The sequence below is a fragment of the Actinophytocola algeriensis genome (assembly GCF_014203735.1).
Taxonomy (GTDB): Bacteria; Actinomycetota; Actinomycetes; order Mycobacteriales; family Pseudonocardiaceae; genus Actinophytocola; species Actinophytocola algeriensis.
This window is the reverse complement of the sequence record NZ_JACHJQ010000012.1, coordinates 82,954-109,780: the sequence shown is the minus strand read 5'-3', so window position 1 is coordinate 109,780 and position 26,827 is coordinate 82,954. Positions and strand designations below refer to the sequence as shown.

Here is a 26,827-nt window from a genome sequence, read left to right as displayed (position 1 = left end):
TAATATATTGCATACTGCGACCCTAGCAGCACTGGTCAAGGGCCTTGAGCCCCGTCGACCGTCAGGCCACCCGACGGGTTCGATAGGCGACCCGGCGGGCTGCGCCGATGACGGTCCACCAGATCGCCGGTGCTTGGGCGCGCCGGTCGGCGGTCGCGAGCGGGGTGCCTGCCGGGACCGCCCTGACACCGAGCGGGAGCAGGTCGCCGGGCACGACCGGCTGCCGGGTGTCGGCACGCTGGGTCAAGAAGATCCACGAACCGTCGTCGGCGACGATCGGACCGGCCAGCATCATGATCTCCAGCTCGGCCAGCACGAGCGCACCGAAGGCGGCAGGCATGCTGATCGCGTCGACGTCATCGCCTGCGATGAGCGCCGGTGCCGTGCCGTGCTGCGCGACCCCGGCCGGGCCGGCACTCGTCCGCCACTGCGTGGACTTCGGATACGTCGTGGTGGCAGTCATGGCTCGCCTCCAGCACCCCGATGAATCTGCCTGCTACCAGAGGACGCCTCGACGCCTCCAGTCCGCTATCGATCGGCTATCGGCGGCCGCTGCCCGGCCCGCCGCCGATCGAGAAGCATCACCTTCAGATCGTCCGGGCGGCGCCGTGATACAGCCACTCCCGGCAAGCACCGAGAAAGGGCGTGCGGCCCACGGTCGTCGACCGTGGGCCGCACGCCCTTTCTCGGTGGAACCTCGGTCAGCCTGCGTTCTTGACCGCGTTGGCCACGACGGTGCACGGGTGGGTGCCGGAGATACCGATCTTGCTGTTGACGACCACGGCCACCTCCACGTTGCCCGCGAACTTCCCGTGGCACGTGTTCACCGCGCGGCCGTTGATGGTGTAGCTGCCGCCGTGGGCGTACCCGCCGGCGGGCAGGACCGAGTAGGGGCGCCAGCCCAGGCCCAGCGTGTCCATCCACTGGCGAACGGTCGACGAGACGATGTTGCCGTGCCGCAGGTAGGTCTGCCAGCGGACCATGTCGACCGCCGACATGTGCAGCCCCCGGTAGCTCGCGCACGCCTCAAAGCTCGTACCCGACATCTGGAACAGCAATCCGCCCTTGGCGGTGTCGGTCCGGTCGTAGGCGTGCGCCGCGGTGTCCGGGTTCGACGCGAGGCAGCTCACCCAGGAGATGCCGGCGGGGGCGAACAGCTTCTCGTTGACGTAGTACATCGTCCACGGGACCGCGTTCGGCCCGATCCAGTCCGGCAGCCCCCGGCCGGGCTCGGTCACGCGCCACAGCCTCGAGATGACCACCCGCGCGAAGGCGTAGTTCCGGTTCTCGTAGGCGTACCCCGAGCCGGCCACGACCGGCTTGGTCATCGTGTACTTGAGGCCCGCGTAGAGGGTGGACATCTTGTCCAGCTCGGTGTCGCTCTGCCCGCCCACCAGCTGGGCGAGCCCCGAGGTGTGGCCCAGGATGTGCTTGATCTTCACGTTCTGCCACGACGGGTCCGCGCCGGTGCGCATGTCCGGCGGCAGGAGGGACCAGATCTTGGTTTCCGGCGTCAGCTCCGCCGCCTCGGTGAGCTTGAGCAGTGCGGCCGCGGTGACGTTCTTGGTGGCGCTGGCGATCTCGATGCGGGTGTTCGGGGTGAAGTCGATGCCCTTGTCGATCCGCGCCTTGCCCTCCGCCCCCGTCTCCACCAGCTTGCCGTTCTCGGTGACGGCGTAGGCGTAGGCGACCGTGGTCCGGCCACCCAGCGCCGTGTCGATCGCCTGCGCCACCTTCGTGGTGTCGACGTCGACGGTCGGGGTGCCGAGGTCGGCTCCCGCCGAACCCGCTCCCGCGATGGTGAGTGCCGCCACCGCGACCGCGATCATGGATGCTTTCTTCATCGTTCTCTCTCCCCTCGTCGCCTCCGGCCCGTTCCGTCGGCGCTGGTACAACCTTCGCGCCGCACCCACCCTCCGGGCATGAGGGACGACCCCCTCACTTCCCGCGGCGGAAAGCCTGGGGGGAGCGGGAGAAACCCCCACGCCCACCCCCACGTTCTTGATTCCTGGGGGATGTCCGGCCGGTTACGATCTTCCAATGCGACCGCTGGCACCCGGTGTCCATCAGCTCCTTGGCCGCCCACCTCACATGATCAACGCCTATCTGGTGGAGGACGTGCTCGTCGACGCGGGAACGCCCGCGGCTCGCCGCCGGATCTCGCGCCAGCTGCGCGGACAGCGGATCAGCGCCCACGTCGTCACGCACGCGCACCCGGACCACTTCGGTTCGAGCCACGCCATCTGCGACGAGTACGACCTGCCGCTGTGGGCCGGGCAACGCGACATCGAGGCGATCGAGACCGCGACCCCGGTCGCGGCACCCGGCCGGTTGCCGAAGCTGCTGTCGCGCATGAAGATGCCGGAGCCGCACCCGGTCGGGCGGGGGCTGCGGGAAGGCGACGAGGTCGCCGGGTTCACCGTGCTGGACGTGCCCGGCCACTCCCCCGGTCACATCGCACTGTGGCGCGACCACGACGGCGTGCTGATCTGCGGGGACGTGTTCTTCCGGATGCCGCGCGTCTCCGGACCGCCGGACTTCCTCACCTGGGACCGGGAACGCAACCGTGAGTCCATGCGCAGGCTGGCCGACCTGCGGCCCAGCCTCGTCCTGTTCGGGCACGGCAGGCCCCTGCGCGATCCCGACCGGCTGAGACGCCTGGTCGGATGAGCCGGGAGGACCACACGCTCGAGCGGGACCGGGAGCTCGAGCGGATCGCCGTCGCACTGGACAGTGCCACCCGGGGCGAGGGCCGGATCGTCGTCATCGAGGGCACGGCGGGCATCGGCAAGACCCGGTTGGTGGGGACGTGCCGGGCCATGGCCAAACAGCGGGGTTTCGGTCGTCTGCAGGCCATCGGCGACGCGCTGGAGAGCGCGATGCCCTGGGGTGTCGTCCGGCAGATGGTGGAACGCTCGGTGACCCGCTACCAGGGCGAGGTGCGCGAAGCGATCCTCGCCGGGCCGTCCGGTGCCGCACTGGCCGCGCTCGACGGTGCCGCCGCCGACCCGAGCGAAGCCGAGCTGGCGCGCACGCTCCACGCGTTGTGGTGGGTGGCCGTCGACCTGTCCGCCACCCGGCCGTTGCTGATCACGGTCGACGACACACACTGGTCCGATCTGCCATCGCTGCAGTTCCTGGTCTACCTGTCCCGGCGGATCTCGGACCTGCCGATCGCACTGGTCGTGGCGACCCGGCCCCCGGCGGAGAACTCCGGCCCGCTGGCGCAGCTGAGTGACTCGCGGCATGCGGAGCGGATGCTGCCGCGTCCGCTCACCCGCGAGGCGCTGAGCGAGCTGGCGGCGTCCCGCGGCGTGCGGCCTGCCGCCGACGTGGTCACCGCGTTGTACGACGCCAGTGGCGGAAACCCGTTCCTGGCCACGGTTCTGCTCGACGAGCTGGAGACGCTCGAACTGCCGCTCGACCACGCCGCGACCGCCGTGCGGATCGGCGGGCTCGGGCCGAGCACGGTGTTCCGGGCCGCGCTGGGGCGGCTGCCCGCCGACGCGGTGCGGCTGGCCGGGGCCGCCGCCGTGCTGGGCCCCGGCGGCGACCCGTGGCTGACCGGGGCGGTCGCCGACGTGGGTGTCGCGGACCTGCCCCCGGCGGTCGAGGCACTCGTCGCCGCGCACGTGCTCGCCGACGACGCCGAGCACCTCAGGTTCCTGCACCCGGTGGTGCGCGAGGCGGTCCTGGCCGATCTCGGGCCGATGTCACGCGCCGCGCTGCACGCCCGCGCCGCCACCGAGCTCAGCGCGGGCAGGGCACCGGCGGACCGGATCGCCGCGCACCTGATGCACGCACCCCGCGGCACGCTGCCCGATGCCGTCGACGTGCTGCGCCACGCGGCGGCGGCGCTGCTGGCCGCCGGGGACGGCGCCACCGCGGCGACCCACCTCGAGCGCGCGGTCAGCGAATGCCCGGACGACGCGGGGCTGCGCGCGGAGTGGGGGCGTGCGCTGCTGCGCACCGGCAACGCGCGCGAGGCGCGGAACCAGCTGCGGGCCGCCGCTGCCGGACTGCCGGATGCCGAACTGGTCGCGGCCGCCGCGTCGGCCACCGCGATCGTCGACGGTCCGCAGGTCGCGATCGAGGAGTTGACGCAGGCGATCGCCGCGCGCCCGGCCGGTGCCAGGGAGGCGGGCCGGATGCACCTGGAGGCGCGGCTCGCGGTGATCAGGTCGTTCCTGCCCGAGCAGCGGAAGGTGGCCTCCGCGCACCTGCGGGGCTATGCCACCCTGCCCGGCATCACCCCGGACGAGCGCACACTGCTCGGGCTGCTGGCCCAGATGGGCCGCTACGAGGTGTGGCCCGCCGAGGAGGTGGCGGCCACGGCCCGGCGGGCCCTGGCAGGCGGGGCCTACTTCGACGACGCCACCGGCAGCATCGATGCCATGGTGGCCTGGCTGGTGGCCCTGGTGGCGCTGATCGCCGCAGACGGCTTCGACGACGCCAGGCGCGAGATCGACCGGGCCAAGCAGCGGGTGCGCCTGCACGGCTCGCCGGTCGAGTTCGCCATGGTGTGCAACCCGGCGATCATCATGCACTGGCAGCTGGGCAACCTCGCCTTCGTCGAGGCGGAGGCGGAAGGCGTGCTCGCCGCGGTGTCCGAGGAGGATCCCGTCGCGCAGGTGATCGCCCTGCGCGCCACCGCGACCCACTTCGGTGCCTACTGCGCGCTGGAACGCGGTGACGTCGACGGGGCCGCGACCCTGCTCGCGCGGTTCGACGCCGAGCATTCCGACGTGCCCAGGATGCTCCCGACGATATGGCTGCACGAGCCGCGAGCCAGCGTGGCTCTCGCCCGCGGCAACCCGGAACTGGCCCGCGCCGAGGCGTTCGAACAACGCGACCAGCTGCACGCGATCGGCGTGGATCCGCCGACGATGTCCTGGCGCTCTCCCGCGGTGCAGGCGCTGCTGCTGCTCGGCGAGCAGCGCGAGGCGCGCACGCTGGCCGGTGAACTCGTCGCCGTGGCACGGAAGTGGAACACACCGACCGACGTCGGCCCCGCCCTGCGGGTTCTCGCACACGCCGAGCCGGACGGCAGGCTCGCCCTGCTCACCGAAGCGGTGGCGGTCCTCGAAACCTCCCGTGCCCGGCTGCACCTGGCCCGCGCGCTGGTCGACCTCGGCGAGGCGCTGCGCGTGGCCGGGCGCCGCAGCGAGGCTCGCGACCCGCTGCACCGCGGCATCGACCTGGCCACCGAGTGCGGCTCGATCGCGTTGCGCACGAGGGCGGTCGCCGCGCTGGAGTCGCTTGGCGACCGCCCCCGGAAGCTGATGTTCGCCGGGGTCCAGGCGCTGACCGCGAGCGAGCGCCGCGTCGCGGACCTCGCGTTGACCGGCCGCGCGAACCGTGAGATCGCACATGAACTGTTCGTGACACCGAAGACGGTGGAGAACCACCTCGGCCGGATCTACACCAAGCTCGGCATCAACGGCCGCCGCGAACTCGCCCGTGCCCTGTCCTGACGTCGGGCAACCGTGGTTCACGCATGGCCAGGACTCCACTCCTCGTCAGCGACCGCGCGCTGTTCGGCAACATCCCGACGCGACGTCTGTTCGACGTATGTCTTCAGGGCGGCGCGCCGCACCGCGAAGAGGAAGTCGCGATCGCCGCGCACGGCGGGCCGGCCCCGGAGGCCCTGGGAGCGCACCATCGCGCGAGGCCACCGCGCCGATCGCGCCGCGGACTCCACTGCGCCGGGTGCCGCGGGGTCAGGAAACCCGCGGCACCCGGCCACTTGTCAGGGCATCGTCCACTTCTGGGTCGTGGCACCAGTGCACGGTGCGATGACCAGCTGTGTGCCGTCGGCCGTCCCGCCGCCCTGTGGGGTCAGGCACTTGGCGGACTGCGGGTTGCGCAGTGTGCCGTCGGCCTGGGGAGCCCAGTTCTGGGCGCCGGTTCCGTTGCAGGTCCACAGTTGTACGCGGGTGTTGTCGGCGGTGCCGCCGCCCGCGACGTCCATGCACTTGCCCAGTGCGCGCAGCGTCGAGCCGGACGCCGACCACGTCTGGGCGCCCGTGCCGTTGCACGTGTACAGCTGGATCTTGGTGCCGTCCGCGGTGCCGGACGCCGACACGTCGACGCACTTGCCGCTGCCCCGGATCGGGCCGACGCCCGGGGTTGGGGTGGTGCCGAGCTCCTTGATCCGGACGTGGCGGAACGACACGTCGTCACCGGAGCCGTGGTTCTGGATGCCGATGTGGCCCGAGGTGAGGGAGCGGGCGGGCACGGTGTTGGTGAAGTCGTTGATCCTCACCCCGTTCAGGAACACCTGCAGGCGTTCGCCTTCGACGAGCAGTTCGTAGGTGTTCCACTCCCCTGGCGGGTTCAGCGCCGCGTCCCGCGCGGCCAGGTCGGCGGACTTGAAGCCGTACACCGAACCGGTCGTGCGATCGGCCGCGTCGGTCGCGTCGATCTGCACCTCGTACCCGTTGTTCACCGCCGAGTTCGGGTCGGTGCTCGGCGGGAACCCGAGGAACACACCGGAGTTGTCGTCACCGGCCAGCCGCCAGTCCATCTTGAGCGAGTAGGACCGGAACTCCTTGGTGCTGTACCAGAACAGTCCCATGCCGCCGACCGACGTGAGCGTCGCGTCGGAGTTGCTGAAGCTGCCCGGCCCGGCCTGCGACCAGCCGGAGGTGGAACCGTTGTACAGCGTGGTGTACCCGGTCTCCGGGCGGCAGTCGGCCTTGGTCCGGCCCGCCGTGTACCGGAGCCCGCCGAGCAGCATCGACCGGAACGCCGGTTCGCTGTAGCTCGCCTGGGTGTGGCCGTTGCCGGTGTAGAACGACCGGCCGCCCTGGTAGGTCTTGCACCAGGTGTGCGGGTGGTCGGCGCCCATGGTGCCACCGGAGTACGTCGACTCGTCCAGCGTGGCGAGCACCCGTGCGGTGCCGCGCGGGTTGGTGCGGTAGTTGTACAGCTCGTCGGTGCGGACCCAGTTCTGACCGAGGTGTGCGGTCGCCGCGTGCGCGCGGTTCTCCACCCGTTCGGTCACCTGCTGGATCGCCGGGTGCGACGAGAAGTACGCGCCGACCAGCTCGCCGTAGAACGGCCAGTCGTACTCGGTGTCCGCCGCGGCGTGCACACCGACGAACCCCTTGCCGGACCGGACGTAGGACTCGAACGCGGTCTGCTGGGTGGCGTTGAGCACGTCCCCCGTGGTGTTGAGGAACACGACGGTCTCGTACTGGGCGAGGTTGGCGGTGGTGAAGGCTCCCGCGTCCTCGGTGGCGGTCACCGTGAAGTTGTTGGCCGCACCCAGTTCCCGGATGGTCGCGATCCCGGTCGGGATCGCGTCGTGGCGGAAGCCCGCGGTCTTGGAGAACACCAGCACGTCGTACGGGGCGTCCGCGGCGCTGGCGGCCGGACCGCTGGTACAGGCCATGATCGTCGCGGTGGTCGCGACCACCGCGAGGACCGACCGAACGGTGTGTCTCATGTCGTGTCCTCTCATGGGAGGGTGAAGCGCTGTGTCGTGGCGGTGGTGCACGTGGAGATCACCAGTTGCGTGCCGTCGGCGGTGGCGTTGCCCGACGGGGTGAGGCACTTGGCCGACTGCGGGTTGCGCAGCGTGCCGTCGGCGTTCGCGGCCCAGTTCTGCGCGCCGGAACCGTTGCAGGTCCACAGCTGCACGAGCGTCCCATCGGTGGTGCCGCCGCCCGAGACGTCGAGGCACTTGCCGAGCGCGCGCAGGGTGGCGCCGGTGACCGTCCACGACTGTGCCGCGGTGCCGTTGCAGGTGTACAGCTGGACCTTCGTGCCGTCCGCGGTGCCCGCGCCGGAGATGTCGACGCACTTGCCGCTGCCCCGGATCGGTCCCTGCCCGCCTGCCGCGGTCTTCGAGAAGGTGAACGCGTCCACGTCGAACAACGCGCCCGCGCCGCCGGAGAAGGTCAGGTAGAGCGTCGTGGCACCCGCCGGCGCGCCGGTGAGGTTGGCCGCCACGTCCGTGAACGTCTCCCAGCCGCCGGTGTTGGGGATCGTCATCGAGCCGAGCACGGTGCCGGTCGCCGAACCGGTGCGCACGCTGAGCGTCCCGCCCACTCCGCCGGAGGACACCCGCGCGGAGACCCGGGTGACGCCGCCGAGCGCGTAGGGCTGGAACGCGATCCAGTCACCGTTGTTGATGTCGCCGACGGTCTTGCCGCCCTCCGCGCCCGTCTTGGTGATCTGGCTGGTGCCCGACTGGCTGCTGTGGTGCTCGGCCTGCCGGTGGGCGGGCTGCAACCTGTTCTGCGCGTGGGTGGTCAGCGCGGGCTGGCCGTTCGCGCCCTTGTCGGTGTACTCGGCGTCGAACACCGCGTACAGGTTCGCCGCGGTGTCGTGCTCACCGTCGACCGGGATGGTGATCGTGCCGGAGCAACCGTTCTTCGACGTGATCGGGTGGCCGTGGCTGTCGTGGCCGAGCACGTAGGTCAGCTTGACCTTCGTGCAGTCGATCGCGCCGTCCTCCGGGTCGGACACCGTGATCGTGTACGGCACGGTGTCACCGAAGTTGAACGTCGAGCCGTTGACCGGCGTGCTCAGGGTGACGGCCGGCGCGGTGTTGCCGACGGTCACCACGACCGACGCGTTGCCGGTCCGGCCACCGGAGTCGGTGACCGTCAGCGTCGCCGTGCGCTGGCCGTTGGTGGCGTAGGACTTGGTCGGGTTGGCCGCGGTCGACGTGGTGCCGTCGCCGAAGTTCCACAGGTAGGACAGCGCCCCGCCTTCCGGGTCGGACGACCCCGCCGAGCTGAAGTTCACCGTCAGCGGCGCGAGGCCCGACGTCCGGTTCGCGGTGACCTTCGCGGTGGGTGCCTGGTTGCCCGCCGGGTTGTACTCGATGCGGTACAGGGCGGAGTTGGCGTCGCCGCCGAAGTTGCCGGTGCCGTAGTCCAGCACGTAGAGCGCGCCGTCCGGGCCGAACGCCATGTCCATGACCTGGGTGCCGGTCCACGGGAACGTGTCGATCTGGCCCGCGGAGCCGTCGCTGTTGACGTGCGCGGTGCGCAGCCACCGGCGGCCGTACTCGCCGAGGAACACGTGCCCGTCGAGGACCTGCGGGAACTTGACCGACGAGTTCAGGTTCGGGTCGTAACGGTAGACCGGGCCGCCCATCGGCGACTCCGAGCCGCAGCCGAACGCGGCGACCGAGCAGCCGTCGTACTTGATCCACGCCGCGCGTGCGGCCGGGAGGTTCGTCAGCCCGGTGTTGTTCGGGGAGTTGTTGACCGGCGCGGCGCAGTTGTACCGCGCACCGGACGGCCCGGACGGGAACGTGAACTCGACGTAGGTCTCGTTCGTCGTGTTCGAGCCGGTGCAGTAGGGCCAGCCGTAGTTGCCCGCGGAGGTGATGCGGTTGAACTCGACCTGCCCGCCGGGACCGCGCGTCGCGCTGGCCGACCCCGCGTCCGGGCCGTAGTCGCCGAGGTAGACCACGCCGGTCGCCTTGTCCACGCTCATCCGGAACGGGTTGCGGAAGCCCATCGCGTAGATCTCCGGACGGGTCCTCGCGGTGCCGGGCGCGAACAGGTTGCCCACCGGGATCGAGTACGAGCCGTTCGCGTTCACCTTGATGCGCAACACCTTGCCGCGCAGGTCGTTCGTGTTGGCTGAGCTGCGCTGCGCGTCGTAGGCCGGGTTGCGGCCGGAGCGCTCGTCGATCGGCGCGTAGCCACCGGAGTCGAACGGGTTGGTGTCGTCACCGGTCGTCAGGTAGAGGTTGCCCGAGGCGTCGAAGTCGATGTCCCCGCCGACGTGGCAGCAGATGCCACGGCTCGCCGGCACGTCCAGGACAGTGACCTGGCTGCCCGTGTTGAGCGTGTAGTCGGCGTTGAGGGTGAAGCGGGACAACCGGTTCACGCCGTTCCAGGCGGAGAAGTCGGTGCCGGAGGCCGGTGCGTCGCCACCGGGGGTCGACAGCGGCGGCGCGTAGTACAGGTAGATGAACCGGTTCGTGGCGAAACCGGGATCGACGCCGACGCCCTGCAGACCCTCCTCGTCGTGGGAGTACACGGCCAGCGTGCCGATCACCGAGGTGGTGCCCGCGGCGTCGGTGCGGCGCAGCTGGCCGTTGCGGGAGGTGTGCAGGACCGACCGGTCCGGCAGCACGGCGAGTGACATCGGCTCGCCCATCTCGCCGACGCCCTTGGCTAGCTCCACTTGCTGGTAGTCGGCGGCATTCACCGGATGGGCCTGGGCGGCGGTCGTGGCGAGGACGGTTGCGGCGCTGGTGATCACCAGCAGTCCGGCGCAGGCGGCAGCGCGCCACCTCGGGTTTCTTCGCATGGTGGGTCCCGTTCCGTTGGTCGAGATCGCAGGGGGAAGGGTGACGTGAGCCAGATCATATGACTACTTTCGGCGAAAGATTGTCGATTTGCAGCAAAAGTTGCTCAGTTTCGGCGATAGCCCGTCCGCGGGCTCGAACCCGGTCAGTGGATCGACTGAGCGAAACGGAAGACGTTCTCGGGGTCGTACTGTGCTTTCACCGCACGGAGTCGGGTGGCGTTGGCGCCGTAGTAGGCGGTCATCCAGTCGGTCAGCGCGGGGTCGGGGAAGTTCTGGTAGGCGCCGCCGGTGCCCCACGGGTGGAGCGCCGCCCAGCCCGCGGTGAGCCAGTCGAGCGCGTCGCCGCCGCGGCGGGCCGCGCCGTTCGGGCCCAGCAATACCGTGTGCTTGACCAGGTAGGCGGGAGCGCGGTGGACGAACGCGGTCGCGTCCGGTGGCACGCGGCCGTATGCGCCGCGCCACGGGGTGAACGCGACCTGGCGGAACTCACCGAAGACGCGGTTCTCGGCGACGTGGGTGACGAGGGCCGTGATGGCGTCGGCGGGCAGCGGACGGGAGAAGAACTCGGTCCTGGCGCTCATCATGCCGGGCCGGTGCTGGGTGAGCGGGATCGCGGCCGGGTCGTGGGCGACGGCCGACGCGGGGGTCGCGTGCAGGAGGGCGGCGTCAGCGGCGCCCAGCTGTTCGACCTCGGCGAGCCGTGGCGCATCGGTCCGGTCGAGCAGGTCCTCGAGCGACGCCGTGGACGGGACCGCGCCGATGAGCATCACCTCGGGTTCCTCGTCCAGTTGGTCGGTGCACACCAGCACCAGTTCCAACGGCACGTCGTCGGGTGCGGAGGGCGCCCACTCGAGTTCCTCGGTGGCGGACAGGCGTTCCTCGTCGAGGACGGTGGCCTGGGGCTGCACGGCCGACGGCACCGGGATGCCCTCCAGCACGAGCCCGCGCCAGAGCGCGAGCGCTTCGGCCAGGAGGACCGCCGCGCGTGCGTTGTCGCCCTGGTCGCGGCTGTTCCTGGCCTCGTGCACCAGGTCCAGGAACTGCGCGGTGTCCACGTCGCCCGGCGTGGCGGCGAGCAGGTAGCCGTCGCCCGCGCGTTCGATGCGGGGTCCGGTGCCCAGCAGCCTGCGCAGTTCGGCGATGTGGGAGCGGAGGTTCGCGGCCGCCGACGGTGGTGGGCGGTCCGGCCACAGCGCGCCGACGAGCCAGTCGGCGGCCAGCCGCCGGTTCGGCCGCAGCCCGAACACCCCGAGCAGGACACGCGCGGACCGCCGCGACGGTCGCAGGTACGCCTGGTCGCGGGTGACGACGGGGCAACCCAGCACGAGCACCGCCATCCATCACCTCCGGACCGCCCCTGGCACGTCGGTCACGACTGTCCGATGGTGGTGGAAAACCGAATGCCCCGACAGATTCCTCAGGAGATTCCCGGTTTTCGTGGTCACGGTGCCGGTGCGTGTTGCGCCGGTTGGCCGAAACGGAACGGGCCGGGTGACACGCGGCCACCCGGCCGCGTGTTGGTCAGCGGCGGCGCGGCAGGCGGCCCGCTCGCCGGATGCCGTCCCGTAAATCCGTGACTACCCGTACCGAGGTGCAGAAATTCGCGCCCTTTGAGGCATTCCGATCGGGCCTTGCCCCGCCATCCCCGGCTCCTATCGTGAATGAGGAGGATCCACGACAGGAGTTCATATGTCCACAAAGGACGAACTGTGGCAGTGGCTCGGGGAACCGCTCCAGGAGCTGTCCCGGCACCGGCTCGAGCAGCCGGAGGCGGAGTGGCAGGAGCGCCGGGTTTACTTCCTGGAAAAGCTCTCCATCACCGATCCGGCACCCTACCCGGCCGTCGACGCGTTGCTGCGCCACCTCGACGAGCTGCCGGAGGACCAGCGCGACGCGCTGCTCGACAACCCCGACGAGCTGACCAGGGTCGCCGACGACCACCTCGACCAGTACGCCGAAGCCGCGCAGGAAACGCCGGAAGAAGCCGGGTTCGACCAGCAGGCGTGGTGGGCGTTCCTCGCGGAGAACGCCACGCTGTGGAACGGCACCGACGAACACTGGGCCGAGTTCGAGCCGTGGCTGTTGAGCGCGGCCACCGACCACGGCTTCGGGGAGGCGACCGAGGCCCTGCTCGCCCCGGTGCGCGGGCAGGGCGCGGACGCGGTGCGCGCGGTGCTCGCCGAGTACGGCGTGGTGATCCCCGAGCAGGCACCGGCGGAACCCGGGCAGGCCCAGGAGATCGGGCAGGTCGAGGTGCCGACGCCGACGGAGTTCGCCGACGCGAACATGGCCGAGCTGCTCGCGGAGGACCCGGAGTTCGCGGAGCTGTCCGAGGAACGGCGCATGGCCCTGATCGCCGAAGTGCTCGCCGAGCAGAACCACTGACCGGGACGGAGACGACATGGAACCCTTCGGTGACGACAACAACCAGAGCGACGGTGGCAAGGAGGGTGGCAAGCGGGCACTCGAGGACCGGTTCAAGGAGCGGGTCGCCAAGAGGGTCCGGTTCACCCTGCCGGAAGGCCACGTCGACAAGACGACGCCGACTCCCCGCGCGCCCCACGCGTTCGACCCGGACGCCCGCCAGACGCTGACCGGCGCACGGAACACCCGCCTGGACCAGGTCCCGCACACCGGGAAGCACCCACTGACCGCCGGTGAGCGGAACGAGCTCGAGGACAACTCGTACCGCCTCGCCACGCGCACCGACGACACCTTCCGAGGCGCCCGAGACCAGCCCACCATGGCGGGCACCCTCCTGGCCGGTGACAGCATGTCCGCGCACACCAGCATGAAAGGCGGGGCCCGGCCGAGGGTCCACCCCGTGGTCCAGGCGCTGCTCGACGAGCTCGAGGGCCGCGTCGACGCGGGCGAGGACATCGACATGGGCCGCGGCCACGGCCGGTGCGCCGAGATCGGCACCATCTCCGACTACCTCTGGAACGTCGACCCGAACACCGCCATGACCATCACCGAGGCCAGGGCCCACTTCGAGTACGTCGGCGGCGCCACCGCGGCACACCAGACCCACGCCGACAACCGTGGCAGGTTCCACCTGCGCCCCGCGTGTGACACCTGCGCCTACGTCACGCAGAAGCTCGCCATCGCGTCCCTGAGATCGGAGTACTGAGAGCCGTGCATCGCCGCACCACCAACCCGCTCACAGGTGCTGGTTGACCTCCACGCAGTTCATCGACGGGTCCAGGAAGTAGATCTGGCGGTAGTCGCGCAGGGCCCAGTTGCCCGGGTCGGCGAAGTACAGCCCTCGCTCGCGGAGCCGTTCCTTCACCGCGTCCAGGTCGTCCACCTCGATCGCGACGTGGCCGTTCACCGTCGGGTTCACGTGCATTCCGTTGCGCTGCGCGAAGTTCGGGTCGGGCTTCGCCAGGTGCAGCTGTGCCGAGCCCTCCGTCTCGAACCAGCCGATCTTGCGGCCCGGGTCGTAGTCCGCGCGGAACGGGGGGCGGCTCGGGGTCATGCCGAGCACGTTCTCGTAGAACTCCGCGGACGCGTCGATGTCGTGCGCCGGGATGTTCATGTGGTGCATGCGCCAGGTCATGTCAGGGCTCCAATCACACGTGGGCGGACCACTGGGACATCCGCCGCTCGGCCATTCTCAGGAACACGTCGAGCAGGCCCGCCACCACGATCGTCACGGTGATGGCGGCGTACACACCCGCGCTCTTGAACGTGTTGGTCGACGACGACGCCAGGTAACCGATCCCGCGGGCACCGCCGACGAACTCCGACACGATCGCGGCGGACAGGGCGAGGCCGATGCACATGCGCAGCGAGCTGAGCACCCACACGCCGATCGCGGGCAGGCGGACCGTCGTCCACACCTGCCACTGGGAGGCACCCAGCGCCTTGGCCCACAACAGGTTTCCCTCGTCCACAGCGGACAGTCCACCGTAGGCGGCGAAGAAGTTCACGAACACGATCACCAGCACGACCAGCGCGATGTTCGACGCCAGGCCGAAGCCGAACCACGCCACCAGCAGCGGCGCGAACGCGATGCGCGGGATCGCGTTGATCATCGTGAGGAACGGGATGAAGATGCCGCCGAGGCGCGGAGAAACGGTGAACAGCACGGCCAGCGCCACGCCGATGAACAGGCCCAGGAAGTACCCCAGGAACGCGTTCATCAGCGTGAACGACGCGTTCGACAGGATCGTCCCGTCGAGGGTCCACTCCACCAGCCGTTCCCACACCGCCTCCGGCGAGGAGAACAGGAACCGCGGGATGATGCGTTCGTCCGACAGGTACTGCCACAGCGCCAGCGGCACGACGACCACCAGCGCGCGGCACAGCCACACCAACGATGTGACGATCCGCTCCCGCCTGCGCAGCCCCGCCAGCTCCGTGGCGGGCACGGCCGGGTCGGCGGGCGGCACCGGCCGGGACGTCGTGATCACGCGAGCTTCCATTGCGAGAACCTCCGTTCGACGACCACGAGGACACGGTCGACCACGGCCGCGACCAGGCCGAGGGTGATGAGCGCGCCGAGCAGCCGCTCCGGCTGGTTCAGCTCACCCGCGAGCTTGATGTTCCAGCCGATGCCCTCACTGGCGCCGACGAACTCGCCGACCACCACGCCGAGCAGCGCGAAGGCGATGCCGACCCGCAGCGTCGAGATCGTCCACGCCACCATCGCGGGCAGGTACAGCGACGTCGCCATCTGCGACCGGGACGCACCCATCGACTTCGTGTTGTCGATCAGCACCCGGTTGACGCTGCGCAGCCCGCCGGAGAAGTTGAAGAACGACGCGAAGAACACGAGCAGCGCCGCGGTGGCCACTTTGGACTCCAAGCCGAGTCCGAACACCAGCACGAGCAGCGGTGCGAGCACGATCTTGGGAATGCCGTTCACGAGCGCCATGAACGGGTTGAACACCCGGCCGAGGAACGGCACGAACACGAAGAGCGCCGCCACCGAGGCGCCGAGCACGATGCCGGCGAGGTAACCCATGCCTGCCGCGGACAGCGTGAAGCCGAGGTGCGGGAGGCTGGCACCCGAGCTGTGCCAGTCCCACATCCACGTGAACACCTGGGCGGGTTCCGCGAACGACCGGCGGGAAAGCAGTCCGGCGTGGACTCCCAGGTGCCACACCCCCACGAAGGCGGCGAACACCAGCAGCTGCCACGGCCAGTTCCGAGGTGCCCGCTTCACCTCCGGCTCGGCGGTAGGGGTGGGCGGTTCGTCGGTTCGCGTCACCATGATCGCCTACCGGTAGTCGTTGTTGGCGAAGGAGGCGGCGTCGACCTCGGCGTCGGCCGACATCAGCTCACCGGCCTTGCTCGCCTCGACCACGCGCTCGATCGCGGCCTCGTCGACCGTGCCGTCCGCGGAGTAGCCGGGCAGCACCCGCGCCAGCAGCGCGACGGTGGAGTCGCCGCGCAGGTCCTCCGGCAGCATCGCCATCACCGCGGCAGGGTCGTCCTTCTTCGCACTGATCGCCGCCATCGCGCGGGTGTGCGCGGTGACGACCGCCTTGCCGACCTCGGGTTGGTCCGACAGGTACGTCGGCAGCGCGAACAGGCCCGCCGTGGCGTACCCGCCGCCGTAGTACTTCTCGGTCACCGCCGGGTCGAAGAAGTCGAGCACCAGGTCGACCGTGCCGTCGGCGACCAGGCCCTCGGCGACCGTGCCGAGCCAGTAGTAGTCGGCGAGCTTCTGCTCGACCGCGGCGGCGGACGACGCGACGTGCCCGATCGGCACGAACTCGACGTCGCCCGGCTTGTAGCCCCACTTCACCAGCGCGGACAACGCGGTGAGGTGCGCGGTCGAGCCGAACCCGGGGATGCCCCACTTGCGGCCCTCGACGATCGCCGACGGGTCACTGTCCGAAGTGGGCAGTCCGGGTGTCGCGGTCAGGAACACCATGTCGGTGGTGAGGAACTGCGACACCTCGGTGACCTCGGCACCCTCGGCCACCGCCGCGAGCCCGGCCGACGACACGCTGGTGACGAAGTCGACCTCCTCGGTCGCGAGTGCCTGCACCGCCTGCACGGACCCCTCCAGGTCGACGTACTCCGGCTTGCTGCCGATCTTCTCCAGCTCCTCGTCGAGGAAGCCCTCGTGCTGCGCGACGTACGTGGCCGCGTAGGCGATGACGCCCGCGCCGCCGATGCCGATCGTGACCGTGGGCGGCACCTCGCCGTCGGCGTCGCCGTCGGCGCTCCCGCAGGCGGTGGCCGCGAGGGCGACCGCACAGACCGCGGCGACCACGCGCCCGGCCCGGAATCTCGTGTTCATGGTCAGGTTCTCCTCATTGAGATGACTGGGTGGTGGCTCCCCCTGCGGAGCCCGCTTCCGCCTCGTAGGCGGTCATGACCTCGCTGCGAAGGTCGTTCCACAAGGTCTCGTACTGCTCCTGGAAGGCGGGGTCGAAGCGGATCTCGGTCAACAGCCGAGGCCGCGGCAGCGACACCGGGTAGTCGGACTTGATCCGGCCGGGGCCGGCGGTGAACACCACCACCCGGTCGGACAGGCCGAGGGCCTCCTCCAGGTCGTGGGTGACGAACAGGACGGTCGGGCGCGTCTCGTGCCAGATGTCGAGGAGCTCGTTCTCCATGAGGTTGCGGGTCTGCACGTCCAGTGCGCTGAACGGCTCGTCCATCAGCAGTACCCGGGGTTCGTAGACGAACACGGCCGCGAGCGCGACCCGCTTGCGCATGCCACCGGAGAGCTGGTGGGGGTAGTGGTCCTCGTAACCCGACAGCCCGACCCGGGTGATCCAGGCGTGGGCGCGGCGCGCCGCCTCCTTTTTGGACACACCGCGGTAGGTGAGCGGCAGCATCACGTTGGACAGCACGGACCGCCACGGCAGCAACGCGTCCCGCTGGAACAGGTAGCCGACCCCGCGGTCCACACCGGACACCGGGTGGCCGTCGATCGAGACCTGGCCCGCGGACGGCTTGCGCAGCCCGGCGATCGCGTTGAGCAGCGTGCTCTTGCCGCACCCGGAGGGGCCGACGACCGAGACGAACTGCCCGGCCGGGATGTCCAGGCTGACGTCGCGGGTCGCCCAGCGGGCACCGGAACCGCTGCGGAACCACTGCCCGAACCCGGTCAGGCTGACCTGGCCGGGCGTCGTCGGTGCGGTTGTCGTCGCGTGCGCTCGGGACATGAGCTGACCGCCTCCCACTGAAGCGTTGCTGATATTTTTTATGCCTATCCCGCGGCCACCGCTCCCGACAAGAGCGCCGGAAGATCGATACCGCTACGTGACTCCGTTGACCTGACGTGCTCAGCCGCAGGTCAGCGGCTGGTCACCCAGTGTTCGACGGCACCGCGCGCGCACGCGAGGTCCTCGTCCGCGGACGCGCCGCTGACGCCGATCCCGCCCACGAGCACGCCATCGCGTACCAGCGCGCAACCGCCGTCGATGAACAGCAGGCGGTCGTCGGCCTGCGTGATGTGGATCCCGCGTTCGACACCGGCCAGGAGCCTGCCCATCTCGCCGGACTCCCGGCCGAAGTTGGCCGACGTGAAGGCCTTCGCGAGCGCGATGTGGTACGTGGTCGGGTACGAGTCGGCCTGCCGCCGCACGGCGACGACCTGTCCCGCGGCGTCGACCACGACCGCCGCCACCCGCAACCCGGACGCCTTGGCCAACTCGACCGCCTTCGCCGCGAGCAGTGCCGCGGCGTCGTCGTCCAGTGCCGGCTCGGCCCGGCGGGCCGCCTGCCCGGTCATGTCTCCGCCGTCATGACGCCGCCGTGTCCCGCGCGGTGTTCTCGATGCGCTGCACCATCTGTTCTCCTGCCTGCCGAAGGTGGTGTTCGGCGAGGAAGCGCGCACCGGCCGCGTCGCCGCGAGCGATGGCGTTGACCAGGTCCGCGTGCTCACGCAGGCTGATCTGGACCTGTTCGGGGATCAGGTTGAAGTAGCTGGCCGGCATGGTCGAGGACAGCTGGCCGATCATCGCGATGAGCCGGTCGGAACCGCAGTTGCGGTTGATCTCCCGGTGCAGTCGCCAGTTGTTCTCGATCAGCTGCTCGGCCGTCATGTCCGGCCCTGCCTCGTCGATGATCGCGCGCAGCCGCGCGGTCACCTCGGTGTTCGCCCGCATGGTCGTCCACTCGGCCGCCAGCCCGGACAGGCCGCCGAAGACGTTGAAGTTGTCCCGGACGGTGTCGACGGACATGCCGGTGACCGTCGCGCCCCTGCGCGGCACGATCTCGACGAGTCCCTGGTGCGACAGCTCGATCAGCGCCTCGCGGACCGGCGTGCGACTGCTGCCGAACTGGGTGGCCAGCTCGTCGATGCCGATCTTGGAGTTGTTGGGCAGCACACCACTGAGGATCTGGTCGCGCAGCTGCTGCGCGATCCGGTCTCGCAGTGTCGCCGCGAACGCGTTCCGCTCCGGCACGTGGACCACTCCCTGTCTCGACAGCGCTGAAATTCAGGATGTTACTGGTCTGCTACGGCACGACGGACCTCCTCTCCGAGTTCGCGGACGTCGGCCATCTCCGGCACCCGCCGGATGGCGTCGTACAGCGCGTCCGCCCTCGCGCCCCCGAGTTTCGGCGCGCCGTGCGTTGCGCAGTCCTGCCACTTGCGGCGTTGCTGCTCAGCGGACAACGGGTTCTCGGGGTGGCCGAGACCGCGTTCCGCGACGGTCTCCGCGACGCGGCCGTCGGTGAACACGACACGCACCCGGCCAGGCTCGATCGTGCCGAGCCGGTCGTGCGCGGGGTCGTGTTCCCACCGCACCCGGGCGGCCGCGTCCCGCACCGCCGGGTCCTCGCGCCCCTCCTGCTCGAACGCGCGCAACGGCACCTCGCGGTGCACCGTGGCGACGGCGAGCACGAACGGCAGGTGGCACAGCGCGTCGATGTGGTTGGCGGGCCAGGGTTTCCCCTCGCAGAGCCGCAGGTTCCCGGTGCCGACGAACGCCGTCACGGACTCGACCCGCGCGGTCGCGAAGCCGGGCGAGGCCAGCGCGTCGAGATAGGCGGTGAGCGTGGCGTGGGTGTGGCGGCAGCTCGGCCACGGCTTGAGCGACACGCCGTCGCCCTCGTACCGGGTGCCCAGCCCGTCGGTGAGCCGTTCCGGCGAGTACTTCCCGTCGAAGTACGCGCCGTACAGGCCGTACGGACCGTCGAACACCCGGTCGTCGCCACGCACCCCGGCCTGGGCGAGGCGGGCCGCGACGATCGCGTCCTTGTACGCCAGGCCGTCGCGGATCGACCGCACCATGGACTTGTGGCCGGTCACCGACTCGAGCGTGCCGGCCGCCTGCGGCAAGGCGAGCCCGAGCGCGGCGTGCATCTGTTCGGCGGACAGGCCCAGCACGACCCCGGCCGCGGCGGTGGCGCCGAAGATCCCGGCGACGGGCGCGCGCACCCATGGGAAGTCCCACAGGCCACCGTCGATGGCACCCGCGATCCGGCAGGTCAGGTCGTTGCCCGCGACCACGGCACGGGTGAGCAGCTCGCCACTGACCCCGCCCTCGGCCTCGGCGACCGCGAGCGCGGCGGTGAGCGACGCACCGGTCGGGTGGCAGACGGCGGTGTCGTGGGTGTCGTCGAAGTCGTACTGGTGCACCATCGCCGCGTTCGCGAACACCGCGGAGTGGTCCGGGACCCGCTCCCCCGTCCCCCACACGGTCGACTGCTCGGCGCCGCCCCAGGCCCGGATCACCGGCAGCACCCGGCGGATCACGTCGGTGTCGGCGCCCGCGGTCAGCACGGAGAACGTGTCGACCATGCACGTGTGCGCGGCACTGACGGCGCTCTCGGGCAGGTCGGCGTCCCGCACGGACGCGAGGTGCCCGGCGATCTCGACCGCCGTGTTGTCCGTCATCGTTCTCCCGCCTCGGTTGCCCTGGCCAGCACGAGCTTCGCGCTGCGCAGGTGGGGTTGGTCGACCATCGCGCCGGCCACCCGGTAGGCGCCGCCGTCGCGGTCGCCGAACGCGGCGACCACCTCCTGCGCGGCGGCGACCTCCTCCGGTGTGGGCAGGAAGCCCGCGTTCACCCCGCGCACGTGCGCCGGGTGGATCACCTGCTTGCCGGCGAAACCCAGCAGGTACGCGGCGCGGCTGTCGGTGGCGACCGCCGCCAGGTCGCGGATGTCCAGGCACGGCGTGTCCACGGCGGCGACCCCGGCGGCCGCGCACTGCACCAGGAACAGCGACCGCACCACGCGGAACACGTCCAGCAGCTCGCCCCGGTCGTCGCGGTTGGCGCGGGCACCGAGGTCGGCCCGGAGGTCTTCGGCGCCCCAGAAGGCGGTGCGCACGGTCGGCGCGGCGGTGAGCGTCCGTTCCATCGCGAGCACCCCGGCGGCGTTCTCGGTGACGATCGGCGCCAGCTCGAGGTCACCGGAGCGATCATGCACCGCGTGCACCTGGTCGGGCCGCGACACCTTGGGGATCACGACCCCGTGCGCGGTGCGAGCGGTGGCGAGGTCGTCCTGCCAGCCCGTGCCGGGTTCGACGGCGTTGATCCGCACCCAGTACCGCGCCGGTCCCGGCCGGTCGGCCAGCTCCCGCGCGACGAGGTCACGCGCGATCTCCTTGCTGTCGGCCGGAGTCCCGTCCTCGAGGTCGAGGATCACCGCGTCGGCACCGGCGGTGCGGGCCTTCGCGATCTTGCGTTCGTCGTGCGCCGGGACGTACAGCCAGGAGCGGGCGGGGGTCACGCCGCCACCTCCTTCCGCAGGATCATGCCCGCGCGGCGGCACGTGATCAGCAGCTCGCCGTGCTGGTTGCGGGCGCGGTGCTCGAACTCGACGATCCCGCGGTCCGGCTTGGACCTCGACGGCCGCACGCTCACCACCTCGGTCTCGGCGGTGAGGGTGTCACCGGCGAACACCGGGCGGTGGAAGTCGATCCGGGAGAAGCCGAGGTTGCCCAGCGTGGTGCCGAGCGTCGTGTCGTGCACGGTCAGCCCCATCATCAGTGCGAGCGTGAACATGCCGTTCACGACCGGCTTGCCGTGCTCGGTGGTGCGGGCGAACTCCGCGTCCAGGTGCAGCGGCTGCGGGTTCATCGTCATCGTGGAGAACAGCACGTTGTCCGTCTCGGTGACGGTCCTGGACGGCACGTGCACGTACACGTCGCCGACCGCGAACTCCTCCAGGTGCCTACCGGTCACCGTCGGCCGCCTTCCCGTCCAGTGTGGACGCCTTCGGGGACGGGTGGAGAAACGCGCCGAGCGCGTCCCGCTGGTCGCGGGTGCCGAACAGGTAGGACTGGCCGAGGAGCTCGTTGAGCAGCACCTCTTCCATGGACTGCTCGGTGGCCCGGTTGAGCACCATCTTGGTGAGTGCCAGGGTGTGGCGCGGTTTGCCGGCGAGGTCCTGCGCGAGCTTCATGGTCTCGGCGTACAGGTCGTCGTGTGGCACGACGCGGGACACCAGGCCCAGCTCGGCGAGCTGCTCCGCCGGGATCAGCTCTCCGGAGAAGCACAGCTCCTTCGCCTTGCGCAGCCCCACGAGCCGCGGCAGCAGGTACAGGCCGCCGAGGTCGGGCATCAGGCCGACGCGGATGAACGTCTCGCCGAACCGCGCGCGGTCCGACGCGATCGCGAGGTCGGTGGCGAGCACCAGGTTCGCCCCACCGCCCGCCGCGGTGCCGTTGACCGCCGCGATCGTGGGCTGCGGCAACGACCACAGGCCCTGGAACCAGCGGTGGCTGCGGAGCCGCATGAGGTCGTGCAGGTCCTCGGCCGGGGTGCCGTCGAAGTCGTTGACGTCCCCGCCTGCGCAGAACGCGTCGCCCGCACCGGTGATGACGACGACGCGGACCTTGTCGACGGCGGTGCGCAAGTGGTCGAAGCACGCGACCAGCTCGTCGCGCATGGTCAGGTTCATGACGTTCATCCGGTCCGGCCGGTTGAGCGTCACGGTCGCGATCGAGTCGGCGATGTCGACGTCGATCGTCTCCCACTCCCGGGGAATCCCCATGTCTGCCCTCACTCCCCTGCCCGCCGGATGGCGGAGCGCTGGACCTTGCCGGTGGTGGTGCGCGGCAGCGCGTCGAGGAACTCGACGACCCTCGGCACCTCGTAGGTGGCGAGCCGTCCGCGCACCCGGTCACGCAGCTCGTCCGCCAGCGCGCCGGAGCGTTCGACGCCGTCCTTCGGCACCACCAGCGCACACACGACCTGCCCGCGTTCGGCGTCGTCCCGCCCGACCACGGCGACCTCGGCGACCCTCGGGTCCTGCTGCAGGCAGCTCTCGATCTCGACCGGGCCGATGCGGTAGCCACTGGAGATGATCAGGTCGTCGGCCCTGGCGGTGAACCAGAAGTAGCCGTCGGCGTCGCGGCGGCCGAGGTCACCGGTGCGCAGCCAGCCGTCGACGATCTTGGCCGCGGTGTCGGCCTCCCGCCGCCAGTAGCCGAGCATGACGGCCGGGCTGTCGGCGCGGACGGCGATCTCGCCGAGCTCGTCCGGCGCGCACTCGGCGGTGCCGTCGGGGTCGAGGACCGCGACCTCGGCACCGGGGTACGCGACACCGAGCGCGCCGGGACGTTGTGGCAGCACGGAGTGCGAGTTGCCGACGACGCACGACGCCTCGGTCTGCCCGAACACGACGTTCGGGGTGGCGCCCAGTTCGGCGGTGGCCCAGGCGACGATGTCCTCGTCGACCGGTTCGCCCCCGGTCATGATGGTGCGCAACGTCGCCTTCTTGTCCGACCGGCGCAGCAGCCGCAGCGCGGTGGCGGGCAGGAAGGCGTTGCGGATCCCGTGGCGCGCGATGAGATCCAGGACCTCGTCGGGGTCGAACCTGCGTGCGCGGTGCGCGACGATCGGCACGCCCGCGTGCCACGCCGAGAGCAGGCAGTCGATCAGGCCACCGGCCCACGCCCAGTCGGCGGGGCTCCACAGCAGATCACCCGCGTGCGGGAACCCGTCGTGGGCGAGGGAGATCGGTGCGGCGTGCGCGGCGACGACGCGGTGCGCGTGCACGACACCCTTGGGGGTGCCGGTGGTGCCGGAGGTGTAGACGATGACGGCCGGGGTCTCCTCGGCGATCGGCGCGGCCGGGGTCGTGACCGACCCGGTGGTCGTCATCGCGGTGAACTCGGGGGTGCCGGTGCGCAGCCACGTGACTCCGTCGGCGACCGCGCTGCCCGCCACGAACGCCGCCCAGTGCTCGGCGGTGGTGATCGCGACCGTCGCCCCGCTGTCCGACAGCCGCTGCGCGATGGCCTCCTCGCGGTGCATGAGGCTAATCGGCACCGCGACCGCGCCGAGCCGGTAGACGGCGAGGTGCGCGAGCGCGGCGTCCGCGCTCTGCGGCAGTGCGATCGCGACCCGGTCACCGAACCGGACCCCGTGTGCGGCCAGAGCGTTGGCGAGCCTGCCGGAGGCGTCGCGCACGTCGGCGAAGGTCCACCACCTCGGGGCACCGGCGCTCAGGTCGAGCAGCGCGCGGCGGGTGGGGTCCGCCGCCCAGCGGTCGCACGCGGCGTGCGCGATCGCGTAGCCCGCTGGCACGCGCGCGTCGACGTCGGCCGGCCAGCCGACCCGCTCAGATGACACTGTCACGACCACTCCAGTACCGGTTCCGAAGCTCGCGCTTGAGAACCTTGCCGTAGGGGCTCTTGGGCAGCTGCGACATCCACTCGATGTCGCGCGGGACCTTGTAGCCGGACAGGCGTTCCCGGCAGAGCTTCTCGACCTGCTCGGACAGCGCGGCCCGGTCGGCGCCGTCCTCGGCGACGATCGCCGCGACGAGCCGCTCGCCCCACTCGGCGTCCGGTGCGCCGACCACCGCGACCTCGCGGACGTCCGGGTGGGTCAGGATGACCTCCTCGACCTCACGCGGGTAGATGTTGGCGCCGCCGCTGATGACCACGTCCTTGTCCCGGTCGAGCAGCCGGACCGTGCCGTCAGCGGAGATCCGGCCGATATCCCCGGTCCGCAGCCAACCGTCCACGATGGACTTCGCCGTGGCGTCCGGGTTCCGCCAGTAGCCGGTCATCACGACGTCCCCGCGGACCACGATCTCGCCGTCGCCGTAGTCGGTGACGGTGTCACCGTCGCGGACGCCCACCTCGACGGACGTGTAGGCGTGACCGACGGTGCCGTACCGCTCCGCGCTGTGCTCGGTGCGGTGCAGCGTCGTGATCGTGACGGGTGCCTCGGCCTGCCCGTAGATCTGGGAGAACACCGGTCCGAACACCTCCAGCGCGCGGGCGATGTCGGTGGGGTACATGGGAGCGCCGCCGTAGACGACGTTCACCAGGGAGGTGGTGTCGCGCGGGTACTCCTGCTGCGCACGCACGAGCCGGTTGACCATGGTCGGCGCGAGGAACGCGATGTCGGTGACCCGTTCGGTCTCGACGATCCCGAGCACCTCGGCGGGGTCGTAGCTGCGGGACGCGGTGATCAGCTGGGTCGCGCCCTTGGCAATGGCGGGCAGCGCGTACAGCCCGGACCCGTGGGTGAGCGGGGCGGCGTGCAGGACTGTCGCACTGCCGTCGAGGTCACGCACGTCGGCGAGGTACGCCAGGACCATCGCGGCCAGGTTCCGGTGGCTGAGCACCGCCCCCTTGGGGCGGCCGGTGGTGCCGGAGGTGTAGAAGATCCACGCCGGGTCGTCGGCCCGGGAGTCGTGCTGTGGCAACGGTTCCACGTCCGGTGGCTGTCCATCGAGGACGGCGCCGTCGACGTGCCCGGCGTACTCGGCGGTGATGAGCCACGCGGCCGCGGCGGAGTCCTCGGCGATCACGCCGACCTCGTGCGGGGTGCTGCGGGCGTTCACCGGGACCGCAGCGAACCCGCCGTGGAAGCAGGCGAGCAGCGACTCCAGCAGCGCGATCCCGTTGTGCTGCAGGATGCCGACGCGGTCACCGGGCCGCACACCCCGCGCGTGCAGGAGCCCGGCGAGGCGGGCGACGCGGTCGGACAGCTCGGAGTAGGTGACCCGCAGGCCGCCCTGGGCGATCGCCAGGCGGTCCGGCGTGCGGCGGGCGTTGCGGTGCGACAGGGTCGCGAGGTTCACCGGTCCCTCCCCCGCAGCACGAGTACGACGCACGCGTTGCCGTCGATGCCGGTGACGCCGCCGCCCATGGTCTCGACGACACCGGTGCGGGCGTGCGCGACCTGCCGCTCCCCCGCTTCGTGCCGCAGCTGGGTGACGACCTCGTACACCTGGGCGAGGCCCGTAGCGCCCAGCGGGTGGCCACGCCCGAGCAGCCCGCCGGACGGGTTGACCGGGGTCTTGCCGTCCACGGCGGTCACCCCGTCGCGGACGAGCCGGTAACCCTCCCCCGGCTCGGCGAGCCCGAGCGACTCGGTCGTCGTGACCTCACCGATGGTGAAGGCGTCGTGGCACTCGACGAGGTCCACGTCGTGCGCCGCGATGCCCGCGGCGAGGTAGGCGGCGCGTGCGGTGTCACGGACGATGTCGAAGCCCCACACGTGCGGAGACCGGCTGTCCCACAACCCACCCGACCGCAGCTCGGACGCCGCGATCTCGACGTCCCGCTCATGTCCCCTGCCGGCCCCGACGACCGCGGCGGCGGCCCCGTCGGAGATCGGTGAACACTGGTGCAGCGTCAACGGCTCGGCGATGGACTTCGAGGCGAGCACCTCGTCCTCGGTGAGTCGGGCCCCGAACTCGGCGAGCGGGTTGGCGAGCGCGTTGCCGTGGTTCTTGACGGCGACGGCGGCGAGGTCCTCGCGGGTCAACGGCGTGGTTTCCAGGTAGCGGGTGGCCGCCATCGCGTACATGGCGGGCAGCAACAACCCGGCGCGGCCGTGCGGGTCCCGCGGCTCGGTCGGCAACGGGCCCCTGGGCAGGCGCGACATGTGCTCGACACCCAGCGCGAGCACGGTCCGGTACCGCCCGGCCGCGACGGCGGCGGTGGCCTCGTGCAGCGCGGTCGTGGCGCTGGCGCAGGCGTTCTCGACCCGGATGACCGGCACCCCGTGCAACCCGAGCCGGTGCGTGGCCCGCTGCGCGGCGCCCATCTCCCCGAACACGGTGCCGACGTACACGGCGTCGACCTGGTCGGTCCCGGCGTCACGAAGGGCGTCGAGCCCGGCGCGGGCGGCGAGCTCAGCGACCTCGGTGCCCGGCTGCCGGCCGAACAGGCTGCTGCCGACTCCGTATATCCGCGGGTTCACGCACCGGCCTCCAGATCTCCGTCGGGCGTCGTGCCCCGTACGCGCACCCGCGTCCCGACCACCCGCGGCGTGCCTTCGCCGAGCCGGACGAGCACCCGAGGCCCGTCATCGAGATCGACGTACGCGAAGGCGGTGCCCCGGTCCGGCCCGACCCCCACAACCGTCCAGGACCACACGTTTCCGTTGGGGCGCAGGGAGGTCGGCTCGGTGTCGCCACCGCAGGCACCGCACCGCAGGACTGGTTCGACCGCGGCGAGCCCACACCCGGCACACCGCACACCGAGCAGCAGGAGGCCGTCACCCTCACCCGCCACCCGAACCCGCGGGTCCGGTTCGGCAACGACTGGCTGCACGTCCATGAGCACCTCCGTTGGCGTGAAATATATTAGGGAGGCTCGAGAGAACACAAGGCCTCGCGTCAATCTCACTGTCCGAACGGGACCTGTACCGCATGG

General features: G+C 71.0%; 24 protein-coding genes and 1 pseudogene. 5 read left to right on the top strand and 20 right to left on the bottom strand.

The genetic code is table 11. From position 1 onward, the window contains the following. Window positions 1-61 precede the first annotated feature (61 nt). The gene (locus tag FHR82_RS41920) at window positions 62-463 is read right to left on the bottom strand and encodes a hypothetical protein (RefSeq protein WP_184816267.1); all 402 of its coding nucleotides are present in this window, start codon (window positions 461-463) and stop codon (window positions 62-64) included. Window positions 464-701: 238 nt separating this feature from the next. After that, entirely contained in the window at window positions 702-1,844 is a 1,143-nt protein-coding gene (locus FHR82_RS41915; RefSeq protein WP_184816266.1) for a serine hydrolase domain-containing protein, read from the bottom strand. A gap of 196 nt (window positions 1,845-2,040) precedes the next feature. On the opposite strand from FHR82_RS41915, the gene FHR82_RS41910 reads away from it, so the two are divergent. From FHR82_RS41910 to FHR82_RS48185, 3 genes and pseudogenes are all read left to right on the top strand, one after another. Beyond that, window positions 2,041-2,670 carry an MBL fold metallo-hydrolase gene (locus FHR82_RS41910; RefSeq protein ID WP_184816265.1) on the top strand — a complete coding sequence of 210 codons (630 nt, stop codon included), beginning with the start codon at window positions 2,041-2,043 and terminating at the stop codon, window positions 2,668-2,670. Further along, window positions 2,667-3,122, top strand: a pseudogene (locus tag FHR82_RS48195) (ATP-binding protein); the annotation flags it as partial. The gene FHR82_RS41910 and the pseudogene FHR82_RS48195, both read left to right, overlap by 4 nt. Window positions 3,123-4,148: 1,026 nt before the next feature. Beyond that, window positions 4,149-5,474, top strand: coding sequence for a helix-turn-helix transcriptional regulator (locus tag FHR82_RS48185; protein WP_376706492.1), 1,326 nt, complete (start codon window positions 4,149-4,151; stop codon window positions 5,472-5,474). A gap of 275 nt (window positions 5,475-5,749) precedes the next feature. Here FHR82_RS48185 and FHR82_RS41900 read toward each other — a convergent pair whose 3' ends face one another. The 3 genes from FHR82_RS41900 to FHR82_RS41890 all read right to left on the bottom strand — a co-directional run bounded on the left by FHR82_RS41900 (window position 5,750) and on the right by FHR82_RS41890 (window position 11,618). Next, window positions 5,750-7,396, bottom strand: a complete 1,647-nt coding sequence (locus FHR82_RS41900; protein ID WP_225944456.1) for a ThuA domain-containing protein — start codon at window positions 7,394-7,396, stop codon at window positions 5,750-5,752. Between the two features lie 65 nt (window positions 7,397-7,461). Then, window positions 7,462-10,281: a PQQ-dependent sugar dehydrogenase gene (locus FHR82_RS41895; protein WP_184816262.1), complete on the bottom strand. Its 2,820-nt coding sequence runs from the start codon at window positions 10,279-10,281 to the stop codon at window positions 7,462-7,464. A gap of 143 nt (window positions 10,282-10,424) precedes the next feature. Continuing rightward, window positions 10,425-11,618 (bottom strand): BBE domain-containing protein, encoded by a 1,194-nt coding sequence (locus tag FHR82_RS41890; RefSeq protein WP_184816261.1) that lies wholly within the window; start codon window positions 11,616-11,618, stop codon window positions 10,425-10,427. A gap of 352 nt (window positions 11,619-11,970) precedes the next feature. Between FHR82_RS41890 and FHR82_RS41885 the strand changes: the two genes are divergently transcribed. Beyond that, complete coding sequence (locus FHR82_RS41885) at window positions 11,971-12,666, top strand: hypothetical protein (RefSeq protein ID WP_184816260.1); 696 nt, start codon at window positions 11,971-11,973, stop codon at window positions 12,664-12,666. A 16-nt stretch (window positions 12,667-12,682) separates the two neighbouring features. After that, window positions 12,683-13,411, top strand: a complete 729-nt coding sequence (locus FHR82_RS41880; RefSeq protein ID WP_184816259.1) for a YwqJ-related putative deaminase — start codon at window positions 12,683-12,685, stop codon at window positions 13,409-13,411. A 30-nt stretch (window positions 13,412-13,441) separates the two neighbouring features. On the opposite strand, the gene FHR82_RS41875 is transcribed toward FHR82_RS41880, so the two are convergent. From FHR82_RS41875 to FHR82_RS41805, 15 genes are all read right to left on the bottom strand, one after another. Continuing rightward, window positions 13,442-13,840, bottom strand: coding sequence for a VOC family protein (locus tag FHR82_RS41875; RefSeq protein ID WP_184816258.1), 399 nt, complete (start codon window positions 13,838-13,840; stop codon window positions 13,442-13,444). A 13-nt stretch (window positions 13,841-13,853) separates the two neighbouring features. Continuing rightward, window positions 13,854-14,708: an ABC transporter permease gene (locus tag FHR82_RS41870; RefSeq protein ID WP_184816257.1), complete on the bottom strand. Its 855-nt coding sequence runs from the start codon at window positions 14,706-14,708 to the stop codon at window positions 13,854-13,856. Next, the gene (locus tag FHR82_RS41865) at window positions 14,693-15,499 is read right to left on the bottom strand and encodes an ABC transporter permease (protein ID WP_192772855.1); all 807 of its coding nucleotides are present in this window, start codon (window positions 15,497-15,499) and stop codon (window positions 14,693-14,695) included. Before FHR82_RS41865 ends, FHR82_RS41870 begins: the two co-directional genes overlap by 16 nt. 6 nt (window positions 15,500-15,505) lie before the next feature. Next, window positions 15,506-16,537, bottom strand: a complete 1,032-nt coding sequence (locus tag FHR82_RS41860) for an ABC transporter substrate-binding protein (protein ID WP_184816255.1) — start codon at window positions 16,535-16,537, stop codon at window positions 15,506-15,508. Between the two features lie 13 nt (window positions 16,538-16,550). Beyond that, window positions 16,551-17,411 carry an ABC transporter ATP-binding protein gene (locus FHR82_RS41855; protein WP_184816254.1) on the bottom strand — a complete coding sequence of 287 codons (861 nt, stop codon included), beginning with the start codon at window positions 17,409-17,411 and terminating at the stop codon, window positions 16,551-16,553. Window positions 17,412-17,542: 131 nt separating this feature from the next. Beyond that, entirely contained in the window at window positions 17,543-17,980 is a 438-nt protein-coding gene (locus FHR82_RS41850; RefSeq protein WP_184816253.1) for a GlcG/HbpS family heme-binding protein, read from the bottom strand. Window positions 17,981-17,990: 10 nt separating this feature from the next. After that, window positions 17,991-18,656: a GntR family transcriptional regulator gene (locus FHR82_RS41845; RefSeq protein WP_184816252.1), complete on the bottom strand. Its 666-nt coding sequence runs from the start codon at window positions 18,654-18,656 to the stop codon at window positions 17,991-17,993. Between the two features lie 41 nt (window positions 18,657-18,697). Beyond that, window positions 18,698-20,092 (bottom strand): MmgE/PrpD family protein, encoded by a 1,395-nt coding sequence (locus tag FHR82_RS41840; protein WP_184816251.1) that lies wholly within the window; start codon window positions 20,090-20,092, stop codon window positions 18,698-18,700. Continuing rightward, window positions 20,089-20,931, bottom strand: coding sequence for an HpcH/HpaI aldolase/citrate lyase family protein (locus tag FHR82_RS41835; RefSeq protein ID WP_184816250.1), 843 nt, complete (start codon window positions 20,929-20,931; stop codon window positions 20,089-20,091). Before FHR82_RS41835 ends, FHR82_RS41840 begins: the two co-directional genes overlap by 4 nt. Continuing rightward, window positions 20,928-21,386 carry a MaoC family dehydratase gene (locus tag FHR82_RS41830; RefSeq protein ID WP_184816249.1) on the bottom strand — a complete coding sequence of 153 codons (459 nt, stop codon included), beginning with the start codon at window positions 21,384-21,386 and terminating at the stop codon, window positions 20,928-20,930. The genes FHR82_RS41835 and FHR82_RS41830 overlap by 4 nt, the downstream gene beginning before the upstream one ends. After that, on the bottom strand, window positions 21,376-22,197 hold the full coding sequence (locus tag FHR82_RS41825) for an enoyl-CoA hydratase/isomerase family protein (RefSeq protein ID WP_184816248.1): 822 nt from the start codon (window positions 22,195-22,197) through the stop codon (window positions 21,376-21,378). The genes FHR82_RS41830 and FHR82_RS41825 overlap by 11 nt, the downstream gene beginning before the upstream one ends. Window positions 22,198-22,205: 8 nt before the next feature. Continuing rightward, complete coding sequence (locus FHR82_RS41820; RefSeq protein WP_184816247.1) at window positions 22,206-23,786, bottom strand: AMP-binding protein; 1,581 nt, start codon at window positions 23,784-23,786, stop codon at window positions 22,206-22,208. Next, complete coding sequence (locus FHR82_RS41815; protein ID WP_184816246.1) at window positions 23,770-25,245, bottom strand: AMP-binding protein; 1,476 nt, start codon at window positions 25,243-25,245, stop codon at window positions 23,770-23,772. Before FHR82_RS41815 ends, FHR82_RS41820 begins: the two co-directional genes overlap by 17 nt. Further along, on the bottom strand, window positions 25,242-26,372 hold the full coding sequence (locus FHR82_RS41810) for a thiolase family protein (RefSeq protein WP_184816245.1): 1,131 nt from the start codon (window positions 26,370-26,372) through the stop codon (window positions 25,242-25,244). The genes FHR82_RS41815 and FHR82_RS41810 overlap by 4 nt, the downstream gene beginning before the upstream one ends. Then, a complete protein-coding gene (locus FHR82_RS41805; RefSeq protein ID WP_184816244.1) occupies window positions 26,369-26,731 on the bottom strand; it encodes a Zn-ribbon domain-containing OB-fold protein in 363 nt (120 codons plus the stop codon). The genes FHR82_RS41810 and FHR82_RS41805 overlap by 4 nt, the downstream gene beginning before the upstream one ends. Window positions 26,732-26,827: the final 96 nt, after the last annotated feature.